Annotated in this window: 11 protein-coding genes and 2 tRNA genes; 5 read left to right on the plus strand and 8 right to left on the minus strand. The window is 65.0% G+C overall.

From position 1 onward, the window contains the following. Positions 1 to 30: 30 nt before the first annotated feature. A complete protein-coding gene (locus tag AC07NK_RS14860; protein WP_495171374.1) occupies positions 31 to 402 on the plus strand; it encodes a DoxX family protein in 372 nt (123 codons plus the stop codon). 4 nt (positions 403 to 406) lie between these two features. Here the strand turns inward: AC07NK_RS14860 and AC07NK_RS14865 are convergent, their stop codons facing one another. Continuing rightward, positions 407 to 1,393, minus strand: a complete 987-nt coding sequence (locus AC07NK_RS14865; RefSeq protein ID WP_495171375.1) for a phytanoyl-CoA dioxygenase family protein — start codon at positions 1,391 to 1,393, stop codon at positions 407 to 409. A 142-nt stretch (positions 1,394 to 1,535) separates the two neighbouring features. Here AC07NK_RS14865 and AC07NK_RS14870 point away from each other — a divergent pair, with 142 nt between their 5' ends. Next, positions 1,536 to 2,330 carry a transporter gene (locus AC07NK_RS14870; RefSeq protein ID WP_495171376.1) on the plus strand — a complete coding sequence of 265 codons (795 nt, stop codon included), beginning with the start codon at positions 1,536 to 1,538 and terminating at the stop codon, positions 2,328 to 2,330. Between the two features lie 17 nt (positions 2,331 to 2,347). Here AC07NK_RS14870 and ettA read toward each other — a convergent pair whose 3' ends face one another. Then, a complete protein-coding gene (ettA, locus tag AC07NK_RS14875; RefSeq protein WP_495171377.1) occupies positions 2,348 to 4,027 on the minus strand; it encodes an energy-dependent translational throttle protein EttA in 1,680 nt (559 codons plus the stop codon). A 173-nt stretch (positions 4,028 to 4,200) separates the two neighbouring features. Here ettA and AC07NK_RS14880 point away from each other — a divergent pair, with 173 nt between their 5' ends. The 3 genes from AC07NK_RS14880 (at position 4,201) to AC07NK_RS14890 (ending at position 6,514) form a co-directional block, all read left to right on the plus strand. After that, on the plus strand, positions 4,201 to 5,559 hold the full coding sequence (locus AC07NK_RS14880; protein ID WP_495171378.1) for a M28 family peptidase: 1,359 nt from the start codon (positions 4,201 to 4,203) through the stop codon (positions 5,557 to 5,559). Between the two features lie 142 nt (positions 5,560 to 5,701). Then, positions 5,702 to 5,926, plus strand: a complete 225-nt coding sequence (locus AC07NK_RS14885; RefSeq protein WP_495171379.1) for a hypothetical protein — start codon at positions 5,702 to 5,704, stop codon at positions 5,924 to 5,926. A gap of 252 nt (positions 5,927 to 6,178) precedes the next feature. Continuing rightward, positions 6,179 to 6,514 carry a UrcA family protein gene (locus tag AC07NK_RS14890; protein WP_495171380.1) on the plus strand — a complete coding sequence of 112 codons (336 nt, stop codon included), beginning with the start codon at positions 6,179 to 6,181 and terminating at the stop codon, positions 6,512 to 6,514. Positions 6,515 to 6,557: 43 nt separating this feature from the next. Here the strand turns inward: AC07NK_RS14890 and AC07NK_RS14895 are convergent, their stop codons facing one another. The 6 genes from AC07NK_RS14895 to AC07NK_RS14920 all read right to left on the minus strand — a co-directional run bounded on the left by AC07NK_RS14895 (position 6,558) and on the right by AC07NK_RS14920 (position 11,707). Further along, positions 6,558 to 7,298: a LytR/AlgR family response regulator transcription factor gene (locus AC07NK_RS14895; RefSeq protein ID WP_495171381.1), complete on the minus strand. Its 741-nt coding sequence runs from the start codon at positions 7,296 to 7,298 to the stop codon at positions 6,558 to 6,560. Next, on the minus strand, positions 7,288 to 8,415 hold the full coding sequence (locus tag AC07NK_RS14900; protein WP_495171382.1) for a sensor histidine kinase: 1,128 nt from the start codon (positions 8,413 to 8,415) through the stop codon (positions 7,288 to 7,290). Before AC07NK_RS14900 ends, AC07NK_RS14895 begins: the two co-directional genes overlap by 11 nt. Positions 8,416 to 8,518: 103 nt before the next feature. Further along, positions 8,519 to 8,595, minus strand: a tRNA-Pro gene (locus AC07NK_RS14905). A 180-nt stretch (positions 8,596 to 8,775) separates the two neighbouring features. Continuing rightward, positions 8,776 to 8,852 (minus strand) — tRNA-Ile (locus AC07NK_RS14910). 15 nt (positions 8,853 to 8,867) lie between these two features. Next, entirely contained in the window at positions 8,868 to 9,851 is a 984-nt protein-coding gene (locus AC07NK_RS14915) for a polysaccharide deacetylase family protein (protein ID WP_495171383.1), read from the minus strand. Between the two features lie 80 nt (positions 9,852 to 9,931). Next, complete coding sequence (locus tag AC07NK_RS14920; RefSeq protein ID WP_495171384.1) at positions 9,932 to 11,707, minus strand: sensor histidine kinase; 1,776 nt, start codon at positions 11,705 to 11,707, stop codon at positions 9,932 to 9,934. Positions 11,708 to 11,876 lie beyond the last annotated feature (169 nt).

Raw genomic sequence — 11,876 nt, forward strand, 5'->3', positions numbered from 1 at the left:
CAGCCATTTGGCGCGCAAGGAGATTCAACCATGCCGATCCCTGCCAGCTGGTCCGACAAGCTGCTCGCCGTCCTGCGCATCGTCGCGGGACTTGCCTTCCTTCAGCACGGCACGTCGAAATTCTTCGGCCTGCCGCCCTTCCCCATGCCGCTCAATCCCCTGCTCTATGCAGCGGGCGCAATTGAGCTGATCGGCGGCGCGCTGCTGGTGATCGGGCTGTTCACCCGTCCCGTCGCCTTCATCGCGTCGGGCATGTGTGCAGTGGGGTATTGGCTCGCGCACGGATCGAAGGGCCTGTTCCCTGCGGCCAATGGCGGTGAGGCGATCCTGCTGTTCACCTTCATCTTCCTCTATCTCGCAGCAGCCGGCGGCGGCGCGTGGAGCCTCGACCGCAAGGCCTGAGCGTTCAGCGCCACTCCGGATGGATGGGGAGCGCGGGCGAGTAGAAGTTGACGTACTGCGCCATCCGGGGCCGCGCCGCGCGGTTCGGGCTGGCGCCGTGCGGCAGGTCCTGCCGCCAGATGACCAGATCGCCCGCGCCCGCCGGAATGGGTACCGCCTCCGCGTTCAGATCGGCCTGACGCGGATCGCCCCCGTCCAGTCCGTCCAGCCAGCGTTCCAGCCGATGATGAAGGCCCGGAACCAGCGTCAGTGCACCCTGATCTGCCGCAGTGTCGGTGAGATAAAGAATGCCCTGCGTCGCAAACGGGACGGGCAGCGCCAAGCTCACATCCCAGTGCAGATGCGGCCCCTGAAACGGGTGCCGGGGCGTCTCGGGCGGGTTGAAACTCATCCGGTCGATCGTCGTCCACAGGTCCGCGGTGCCCCAGAGCTGCGCAAACGCCTTGTGGATCCGCGGAGACGTGCGCGCGACATCGAGCGCGGGGTGCTGGAAATACTGCACCATGATCCCATTGCCGCGAGGGGCATACCAGCTGGCCGGGTCGGCCGGGTCGCCACCGACGGTCTGCCATAGCAACGCTTCCACCGCAGCAGCCTCTGCGGGGTTGAGCGCGCCGCGCAGCACGACCCACCCCTCACGGTCCCAATGCGCGAGGTCGTCGGCCTCGAATACCGGCGCCGCGGCATCGATCGCATCGATCCGCGCCTGAACGCTCTCGGGCAGCGGCGCGCCATCCAGCCATGCATGGTAGCGCGCGATTACCTCAGGATCGGGTGGCCCCGCAGTCGCCAGGATCCATTGCGCAAACGCGGCAAGCTCGGGCCGCTCCCAGCCGAGATACTGGATCGCCTGCTCCAGCCCCAGCCCCAGTGCGTCGAACAGCATCCGCTCGCTCTGGTCGCTTGGGAACTGCCGCGGCGCGCGGTGCGTGAACTGGGCCCAGAGATCCTCGAACCTGCGAATGTGGGAGAAGTCGATTGTCGGTTGCATTGCCGGCACCATCCGGCCTGCGGATTTCCGCGTCAACGGCGGATCTGCGAGGATCGACATCCCTCCGGATATCTTCGTCGCGCGCGGGCGTCTAAGCAGACGGCTCGGGCGCGCGATTTGCGTCGAGTGGGGCTTGTAACCGATGAGGAAATTTCTCGCGATCACGCTCGGTCTGATCGCCGGCACTGCAGGGGCGCAGGAGCCGCGTCCGCTCTGCGCGGACCGGCCCGGACTGGGTACGCCAGCCTGCACGGTCGATGCCGGACGCACCGTCGTCGAGCTTGGCGGCGCCGACTGGACGCTCGACCAGGACGAGACTCAGCGCAGCGACAGCCTGATCGCTGGCGGCCTGCTGATCCGTCACGGCCTGACCCCAAATCTGGAGGTGCAGGCGGGCTGGACCGCGTTCGGCACTGTCCGCACGCGCGACAAGGTGACCGGAGCCGTCACCCGCGATTCGGGGGTCGGCGATGTCACGCTCGCGGCGCGTTACAACCTGTCGAACCCGGACGGCTCGGGCTTCTCCGCGGCGATCATGCCCTACGCCACCTTGCCCGTTGGCAGCGACGCGATCGGTGCGGGTGATTGGGGTGCGGGACTGATCCTTCCGATCAGCTACGGCCTGAGCGATACGATCGGGATCGCGCTCACGCCTGCGATCGACGCAGCAGTCGATGGCGATCGGCAAGGCCGTCACCTTGCCTATGGCGCCGTGATCGGGATCAGCGCCGCGCTCAGCGATTCGCTGGGCGGAGCACTCGAACTCCAGATGACCCGCGACGAAGATCCCGCCGGGCACGTCACAGAAGCACTGGCGAGCCTGTCGTTCGGCTGGCTGGCGAAGGACAATCTCCAGCTCGACGCCGGTGCGGTCGCCGGCCTCAATGCCGCCAGCCCCGATATCGAACTCTATTTCGGAATCACGCGCCGCTTTTAGGCGGCGCGTGATCCGGTTCAGCGCGTGAGCTTCTTGTAGGCGAGGCGCGTCGGGCGGTCCGCCGCGTCGCCGAGGCGACGGCGCTTGTCTTCCTCATAGGCTTCGAAGTTGCCTTCGAACCATTCGACATGGCTGTTGCCTTCGAAGGCGAGGATATGGGTCGCGAGACGATCGAGGAAGAAGCGATCGTGGCTGATGACCACGGCGCAGCCCGCGAAATTCTCGATCGCCTCCTCGAGCGCGCCCAGCGTCTCGACGTCGAGGTCGTTGGTCGGTTCGTCGAGCAGCAGCACGTTGCCGCCCTTCTTCAACATCTTCGCGATGTTGACGCGGTTGCGCTCACCGCCCGACAGCTTGCCGACGTTCTTCTGCTGATCCTGGCCCTTGAAGTTGAACGCACCAACATAGGCGCGTGTCGAGGCGTCGTGGCCGTTGACCTTCATGTAATCGAGCCCGTCCGAGATTTCCTCCCACACGTTCTTCGACGGATCGAGGTGATCGCGGCTCTGATCGACATAGCCGAGACGGACCGTGGTCCCGATCTCAATCGTACCCGAATCCGGCTGCTCCTGCCCGGTGATCAGCTTGAACAGCGTTGATTTACCGGCACCGTTAGGGCCGATCACGCCGACGATGCCGCCTGCGGGCAGCGTGAACGAGAGGTTCTCGAACAGCAGCTTGTCGCCATAGGCCTTGGAGACGTTCTCGACCTCGATCACCTTGCCGCCGAGGCGCTCGGGCACTTGAATGACGATCTGGGCGCCGGTCGGCTTGCGGTTTTCCTGGCTGGCGACGAGCTGGTCGAACTTCGCGATACGCGCCTTCGACTTGGTCTGGCGGCCCTTCGTGCCGGCGCGGATCCACTCCAGCTCGTCCTTGATCGCCTTCTGGCGACCAGTGGCCTCGCGGTCTTCCTGCTCGAGGCGCTTGGCCTTCTTCTCAAGATAGGTCGAGTAATTGCCCTCGTACGGGAAATACTTTCCGCGATCGAGCTCGAGAATCCATTCCACGACATTGTCGAGGAAGTAGCGGTCGTGGGTGATCATCAGCACCGCACCGGCATATTCTTTGAGGTGATTTTCGAGCCACTCGACGCTTTCGGCATCGAGGTGGTTGGTCGGTTCGTCGAGCAGCAGGATCGACGGCTTCTGGATCAGCAGCCGGGTCAGCGCGACGCGGCGCTTCTCACCGCCCGAAAGACTGTCGACGCCCCAATCACCCGGCGGGCAACGCAGCGCTTCCATCGCGATCTCGAGCTGGTTGTCGAGGCTCCACCCGTCGACCGCATCGATCTTGGTCTGGAGATCGCCCATCTCTTCCATCAAGGCGTCGAAATCGGTGTCGTCCTGGGGATCGCCCATTTCGGCCGAGATCGCGTTGAAGCGCTCGACCAGATCGGCGGTCTCCCGCGCGCCGTCCTTGACGTTCTCAAGCACCGTCTTGCTCGCGTCGAGCTGCGGCTCCTGCTCGAGATAGCCGACGGTGATGTTCTCGCCCGGCCATGCCTCGCCCGAGAAATCCTTGTCGATCCCCGCCATGATCTTGATCAGGGTCGACTTGCCGGCACCGTTAGGGCCAACAATGCCGATCTTGGCACCCTGATAGAATTGCAGGTTGATGTTGCTCAGCACCGGCTTGGGCGCGCCGGGGAAGGTCTTGGTCATGTCCTTCATCACGAAGGCGTATTGGGCGGCCACGTGCGGGTCTCCAGTGCGATAGCTTTAGGGTCAGGAAGGTTGGCCGCGCATGTAGCGATGCGCCCGCCCGTTGGCAAACTTGTCGCTCGTCGAAAACCGCGCCGATGCGGGTTGCCGCATGCGGGATGCTTCCTCTACCCCTCGCCGCAACAATGTTTCAGCGGAGGATGCGAATGCGCGTGAAGACCCTGGCCCTGGCTGCCGTATTTGGCCTGCCCCTCCCCGCCCTTGCCCAGATCGATCCGGCGACACTGCGCGACGCAGCGCTCAAGGATGAGATCGCGTGGGACATCACCGAAGGCCTTACCACCGAGATCGGCCCGCGCCTTGCCGGGACCGAGGCCGAGGCCCGTGCGCGCGCCTGGTCGGTGAAGAAGCTGACTGCGCTCGGTTTCAGCAACGTCCGCAACGAGCCGTTCCAGATGAAGACCTGGGTCCGCGGCGAGGAGACGCTGGAAGTGCTGGCCCCCTTCCCGCAGCCGCTCCGCCTCACCGCACTGGGCAATTCAGGCGCGACGCCGGCATCGGGGCTGCGCGGCGAGATCGTCTATTTCAAGGATCTCGCCTCGCTCAACGCGGCACCAGACGGGAGCCTGCGCGGCAAGATCGCCTTTGTCAGCCATGACATGACGCGCACGCAGGACGGTTCGCAATATGGTGCCTATGGCGCGGTCCGCCGCAGCGGCCCCGCGGCGGCGGCACGCAAGGGGGCTGCGGCGATCCTGATCCGATCGGTCGGCACCGACTATCATCGCAACCCGCATGCCGGGGGTACCGGGTTCCCCGAAGGCGTCGCGCCGATCCCGGCAGCGGCCCTCTCGCTGCCCGATGCCGAGCAGCTTGAGCGCATCCTCAAGCGCGGCCAGCCGGTCAGCGTGAAGCTGACATTGACCCCCAAGCAGATCGGCATGACCGAATCGGGCAACATCATCGCCGAAGTGCCCGGCAGCGACCCCGCTGCCGGGCTGGTGGTGGTCGCCTGCCACCTCGACAGCTGGGATCTCGGCACCGGCGCGTTCGATGACGGCGCAGGCTGCGGCATCGTCACCGCGGCGGCCAGGCGCATCATGGACGCGGGCAAGCCGCGCCGCACCATCCGCATCCTCTGGGCGGGCGCCGAGGAAGTCGGCGTGTTCGGCGGCAAGGCTTATTTTGAAGCGCATAAAGGCGAACGCCACGCGCTGGCCGCCGAATCCGATTTCGGAGCGGACCGCGTCTGGCGGGTCGATTTCAAGCTGCCTGAGAGCGCGAAGGCTGTAGCGGACCGGGTCGCCGCCACGCTGTCGCCGCTGGGCATCAGCCGCGGACGTGATGCCGCGAGCGGGGGCGCCGATGTCGGCGCGCTGGTCGCATCCGGGGTTGCAGGCATCGACCTGCAGCAGGACGGAACCCGATATTTCGACCTGCATCACACCCCCGACGACACGCTCGACAAAATCGATCGGTCACAGTTGCGCCAAAATGTCGCGGCATGGACGGCAATGCTCGCGGTAGTCGCCAACGCGCCGGAAGAAATCGGTGCCACGCGATGACGCGCCGCGTCATTTCGGCCTGTCGCAAAGCTTGCTGTCAGATGAATTCCCATTGACGGCGGCGTAACGGGCGTTATTCCGACTAACTCGCACGGCAATCGGGCCGACGCGAAACGAATAATTTTGCTTGGGAGCAAAACGAATGAAGAAGGTCCTCATCGTCGCTGCCGCGACCGGCCTGATGTCGCTCGCAGCCTGCAACACCACGCCGGCTGCAAACAACACCGTCGAGAACGTTGTTGATTCGCTCGAGAACGGCGCTGACCTGCTGCAGAACGAAGCTGCTGGCGCGAGCAACGAAGCGGCTGCGATCCTCGAGAACACCGCCGACACGCTCGACAACGCGGCTGCAAACGTCGCCGAGTAATCGGACCTGTTCTTCCTGGGCTCGCAAGAGTCCGGTCGAATCGAAAGGGCGCTCCTCACGGGGCGCCCTTTTTCGTTGCCGGAAGGCGTGCGCGGAACGGCCTTCGTCGCCGACAATCGGTCGTTCGTCGTATCGAACGGTTCCGGTGGATGCGACGCCCCTTCTCGTCGAGCAGCGATAGCCCACACCGAACCGGGGGCGTAGCCGGGATCAGCGTTCGAACAGGACGCACCCCAAACCCCGGAGTGACCCATGTTGTCCAACCTCGCCCGCGCGGCCGCGATCGCCGCCGCGCTTATCGCTGCAGTCCCGGCCATTGCCGGCGGCGCGAAGTCCGTGAAGGTCTCCTACGCCGATCTCAACCTCTCCAGCACAAGCGGCAGAATGATGTTCGCCGAACGCATCGACGCTGCGGTTCAGCGCGTCTGCGGATCGGCGTTCCAGCGGGATGTCGCGACGGCGGCGGAAGCACGCCGCTGCGCCACCGCCACCCGTGAATCCACCGGCCCTGCCATCCAGCTCGCCCACCGTAACGCAGCCAACCGGCAGCTTGCGGCGCGGGACATGAGTGTCACTGTAGCACCCTGACATTCATACCAACTGCCCCGTCCGCCGCAGCCGGCGGACGGGGTTATTTTGCCATGATGGCTTTGGCGGCCGCCTGATAGGTGCGGCCAATCCTGACGAGGTCGCCATCGGCAAGCTCGGCGTGCCAGACGCCCAGGCCATCGTGTCGCAGCTTGGCGATGCGGTCCTTGCGCACGATCGTCGATCGATGAAGTCGGATGAAACGGTCGGGATCGAGCCGCCGTTCGAGTTCGGTGATCGTCTGATGAATCAGATAGCTGCGCCCGCCGACGCCCAGCCGCATATAGTCGCGCTCGGCATCGACACGCTCGATGTCGCCCGCGCTGACCCGCACCATTTCCGAACGGTGCGGCACCCAGAATTCCTCGATCCAGCGTGAACTTGCCACTTGCGGCTCCATCCGCCCCCGTCCCACCGCTTCGATCGCGCGGGCGATGGCGCGAGCAAGCCGCTCCGCGCTCACAGGCTTGAGCACATAATCCACCGCTGCCACGTCGAACGCCGCCACCGCATGTTGCTCGAACGCGGTGCAAAAAATCACTGCCGGACGATTGGAAACGTCAGCCAGCGCGGCCGCCACACCGATCCCGTCACGATGCGGCATTGCGATGTCGAGCAGCACCAGATCGGGATTGAGCGCATCGATCAGGCGCAACGCCGCCTCACCGTCGCTGGCAGTACCAATCAGGTCGATTTCGGAGATACCCGCGCACAGGATCTGCATCCGTTCGACCGCAAGCGGTTCGTCATCGACGATCAGCGTACGCAGCCGTTCAGCAGCCATTGGGCACCAGTGGAAGGGTCAGCATCGCGGTAAAACCGCCTTCGGCCCGCTTGCCGACAGTCAGCCAGGCCGCATCGCCGAACCGGGCGGTCAGCCGGTCGCGCACATTGCGTAACCCGACCCCGGTCCCGTTGGCAGCCCTGGCGCCATCGCCATCGTCGCTCACCGTCACCTCCAGCTTGTCGCCGTTCACGCGTGCGCGAACGCATATCTGCACCGGACGCCGCGCCGGTGCGACCCCATATTTGACTGCATTCTCGATCAATGGCTGCAGGATCAGTCCGGGCACGCAGGCGCCGGAGGCGGCGGGCTCAATCTCGAACGTGGTGCGTAACCGTTCGGGGAAGCGAACCGCTTCGATCTCAAGATAGAGTTTCTGGACGGCGATCTCGTCCGCCAGCGGCACATCGTCGGTGGGCTCGCTGGCCAGGCTTGAGCGGAAGAAGGTGGAGAGGTTGAGGATCATAGCCTCGGCATCCTCGCGCTTCCCTGACATGACGAGCGCCGAGATCGAGTTCAACGTGTTGAACAGGAAGTGCGGATTGACCTGATATCGCAGTGCCCTCAATTCCGCGGTCTGGGTCGCCGCGCGCAGCCGGGCCGTCTCGCGCTCCGACGCGCGCACTGCGCCCGCATAGGACAGCGCGAGGTAGAAGACCGACCATGAGACGAAGAAGAAATACCAGCCGATCGCATTCTCGGCGATCAGATTTGCTGGCTCTTTCTCCTTCTCCTTCGATTTGTCAGGCCGCTGCTCGCCCGCTCGCTTCTGCAGTTCGTACGGCTGCGGATCATATACGTAGAAGGACAGGTAGTTGACGGTCGAATAGGCCGTAGCAGCCACCGCTGAAAACAGGAACGCAGCCGCCACGCGAACACGCAACGTGTGATGGCAGAGCAGCCGCAGTGCCCGATAGAGCACGTAGGTGAAGCCGATCCCGAACAGCGAGACCCATGCCCGGTTGTCAAGCATGAACCAGAAACCTGGAAGGTCTATGATCAACGACCGCAGCGTGATGCTGACATAGTAGAAGACCCAGAACGCGATGATCGAGAGCACCGCGACCCGGTGCGGCACAGTAAAGGGCGTGGATTCCCGGTTATTTTCAACGGCCATTTGCGACCCTAGCGCGATGGTTGCTGAAGAAACCATGTGCCGCGATGCCATTGATCGAACGGCGTGGCACGCTCGTCGAAATGGTGACACAAAATGGTGGGGATGGTCGGGGAGACAGGATTCGAACCTGCGACATCCTGCTCCCAAAGCAGGCGCGCTACCAGACTGCGCCACTCCCCGACGCAGGGCGCGGTTAGGCGGTAATCCGCCGCCGCACAAGACCCGCCGGGGTAAAAGCTGTTTCTACAACCGATATCCGATCAATGAGGGCGACTTGGTTGCCGCCGGTATCGAGGATCATGCCGCTGCACACGACGCGCGAAGCGCTGAGTCACCACGCGAATGTATGAGGAAAAGCGCTGGTGGGCCCGGCAGGACTTGAACCCGCAACCTAGCCGTTATGAGCGGCCAGCTCTAACCAGTTGAGCTACAGGCCCCCAGCGCCTCTGCGCTTACGGGCGAACGCCGCGCCCGGCAAGCGCCGCGCGATCCAGCGCTGCAAGGATTTCGTCGTGCGAAGCGGGTGCGATACCGAGCTTCGCGAGCAGTCCAAACGCCGCTTCCCACCATGCGTGGAACGCGCGCAGATCGGCTGCGTCACGCACATAGGGAGTATAGCCGGGCGCCGCCGAGGGCGAATGATAGGAGAAGAGCAGCGTACGCACCCCCTCCCCCGCCGCGACGCGGATCGCTTCAAGCGCGAGTTCGATCGGCATCTCCTCGGGCGTCAGCGCCACGCGTGAGAGCAGACGCAGCCGCGCCGCCACTCCGCGCCCGTGCGGCACGCGACCCAGCGCACTGTACAACCCCGCTCCGCCCGTCCGCGCAGCGCCGGTGTAGATCGTGGTCAGCGGAAGCTCCGCCAGCCCGTGCTCGCCAGTCCAGAACGCATGATTGCCAATGGCGGTGAAATCGGGGCCACCTTCCGCGCCATAGTCGTAACCGGACCGCATCGAAGTATCGACGCGGTATCCTTCCGCCGCCAGCAGCGACAGCGAATTGGGGCCGACTCCGTAACGGCCTGCGCGGAACATCACCGGCCGCCGCCCGAATGCCGAGGCGATCTCTCCGGTCAGCACAGCCAGCTTCGCCGCCTCAAGTTCGCGCGGCAAATTGCCGACGAAACTGTTGCGCGGCACCACAATCTCTTCGAACGGCGGATTGACCCAGGGGTGGAGCTGCGTGCCGATCGCGGAACATCCATCGCTCAGCATCTCGCGCAGAATGTCGACCGACATCGGGCACGTCACGATCGGATGATCGACCATATAGGTCGCGGGGACGCCATGGGCCGCAAAGAGCGCGTGCATCTGTGGCAAGGCACGCATCGCCTCTGTCGCGCGATTCTCGCGGCGTAGCGGCTGCGACCAGTCAAATTCCTCTTCGGTATCGACGAACACGGTGAAGCGCGTGCCGAAATCATCTGGCCATGCCACGGCGTGTTCCCGCGCCGGTGCAGGCACCAGATAGCTTTTCGGCGGCATAAGCTGTTGTTCCATCCCCATGCCGACGGGTTCTAGCGCACTTGCTCCAAAGACTTGGTTACCGCCGCAGGCAGGCGGATCGTAAGGCTTTCTGCTTCGATCACCAGCGTTCCTGACAGTTCGCGCGTCAGGTTGCGGATCAGGCGCAACGCGAACCCGGTGCCGAGCAGCGCCGCTTCCTCGCGCTCGTCATCGATCGCGAAGATGGAGTCACCCGAATAGGCAGCCAGAGCACGCGGCCGGTCGAAATCGATCGCCACGGCGTCGCTCTCGGCAATCAGGCGCACGCCGATTCGCTCACCCTCGCCCGCCGCGGACAGCAGCGTCGCCAGCGTGCGTGAGAGCAGCCGCTCAATCGCGCGCGCGTCGCCGGCCACGGCAAGCTCATCGGCAGGCAGCGCCACATCGGCCCCGCGCATCACCGCCAGCGGCGCCAGTTCATCCGAAACCCGGTCGAACAATGGCTGCAGCGCCACCTCGCCCGGGTAGAGACGCAACGCCGCAGCATCGATCCGCGCCGCGATGTCGAGGTCGTCGATCGCCGCCAGCAGCGCGCGGGCACGGTCGCGGATCAGCGCGGCCCGGTCGCGATAGACCGGCGCTGCCTCGCCCAGGATCTCACGCTCGATCAGTTCGGAAAAACCCGCGATCGCATTGGTCGGGGTGCGCAGCTCGTGCATCAACTGGCGCAACGAATCGGCGCCCCCGCTGACCGGGGTTGCGGTTTCGTCGGCGCGCGGACGCCGTGCCATGCCGCGGTAGCCGATGAAACGGCCGCTCGCCGTATCAAACGCGGCATTGGCGGAGATGCGCCAGTCGCCGCCCGCATCGCTGTCACCCGCCACGAACAGCCGCGCTCCGGCAAACCGCGCGCGCTGGCGCAGGGCTCCGGCGGCGACCCCATCGACGCGCGATCCGTCGGGCATCGCAGTCATGTCGAGCGAGAGACCGATCAGTGGCGCGCGGGACACGCCATCGACCCATCGGATCACACCCTGTGCGTCGGTCTCGAACCTGAAACCGTCGATCCGCGCCGGTGCGCGTGGCGCAACCGGCAGATCCTGCTGGCGGGTGTAGAAGGCGTCGATACGGGCAACCACATCGGCGATCTCGAAGGGCTCACCTGGCGCATTCGACGCTGCTTCCAGCGCCACATCCGCACGCTTGACCAGCTTGCCGTCTAGCGCAGCCGGCTTCTGCATCGCACCGGCATCGGCTGCCTGCTGGAGCGCCGCAGCGACCAGCGGAATTCCAAGCGCCGCAACCCCAACCGGTACGAACGGCGATGTCGGCGCTGTCACCGATGCCACAGCAGGGGCATCCTCGACCGACTCGACAGGGGGCATCGCATCCACAGCAATCACGTCCTGCGCCACCACCTCGGTGCCGAGCACGAAATCCGCGGCGCGGAAACCGTCGAGAGCCCCGTCCACCCCGACGGGCAAGTCACGCCGTCCCCGCAATACCCCGCGCGCGGGTGAGGAGAGCCACGGCAGCAACTCGATCCACTCGCCTGCGTTCAGGCGGGCCGTGCGCAGGATCGGCGCCGCAACCGCGATGTCGTCAACGACGCACAATTTCACCAGAGCCGCAGGCGGCTCCGCCATTTCGAGCGATCGCGCGCTCATGATTCGCACCGCGACCGGCACGTCACTGCGAATCGATTCGAGCAAGGCGAGCGCGCGCGCGTCGTCCGGGATTCGGCGGCGGCCGATCAGATCAACGAGCTGGCGCCAGGCCGAGGCCTTGCCAAAGGCCGTCGAGACGTCCGCTGCCAGCACCGTTTCAAGAGTATCGTCGAACCGCACCGATCTGTCGTTCCCAGCCGCCGAAAAGCCCGCGGTAATCAAACCTTAACGCGGCAGATCGCCGCCGGAAACCGCAGATTTCGGGCCGTCGCATAGTGGGACAATTGCGCTTGCGCGTAATTATCTTATGTATACGGGACGCACAGCGACTGTTGCTGTCGTCATAGGG

It is taken from the genome of Sphingomonas sp. GW821-FHT09B04, from assembly GCF_059418285.1.

What these genes read in the sequence shown, in the direction of transcription:
- AC07NK_RS14860 (WP_495171374.1), top strand. Translation starts at nt 31, where the DNA reads ATGCCGATCCCTGCCAGCTGGTCCGACAAGCTGCTCGCCGTCCTGCGC.
- AC07NK_RS14865 (WP_495171375.1), bottom strand. Translation starts at nt 1,393, where the DNA reads ATGCAACCGACAATCGACTTCTCCCACATTCGCAGGTTCGAGGATCTC.
- AC07NK_RS14870 (WP_495171376.1), top strand. Translation starts at nt 1,536, where the DNA reads ATGAGGAAATTTCTCGCGATCACGCTCGGTCTGATCGCCGGCACTGCA.
- AC07NK_RS14880 (WP_495171378.1), top strand. Translation starts at nt 4,201, where the DNA reads ATGCGCGTGAAGACCCTGGCCCTGGCTGCCGTATTTGGCCTGCCCCTC.
- AC07NK_RS14885 (WP_495171379.1), top strand. Translation starts at nt 5,702, where the DNA reads ATGAAGAAGGTCCTCATCGTCGCTGCCGCGACCGGCCTGATGTCGCTC.
- AC07NK_RS14890 (WP_495171380.1), top strand. Translation starts at nt 6,179, where the DNA reads ATGTTGTCCAACCTCGCCCGCGCGGCCGCGATCGCCGCCGCGCTTATC.
- AC07NK_RS14895 (WP_495171381.1), bottom strand. Translation starts at nt 7,298, where the DNA reads ATGGCTGCTGAACGGCTGCGTACGCTGATCGTCGATGACGAACCGCTT.
- AC07NK_RS14900 (WP_495171382.1), bottom strand. Translation starts at nt 8,415, where the DNA reads ATGGCCGTTGAAAATAACCGGGAATCCACGCCCTTTACTGTGCCGCAC.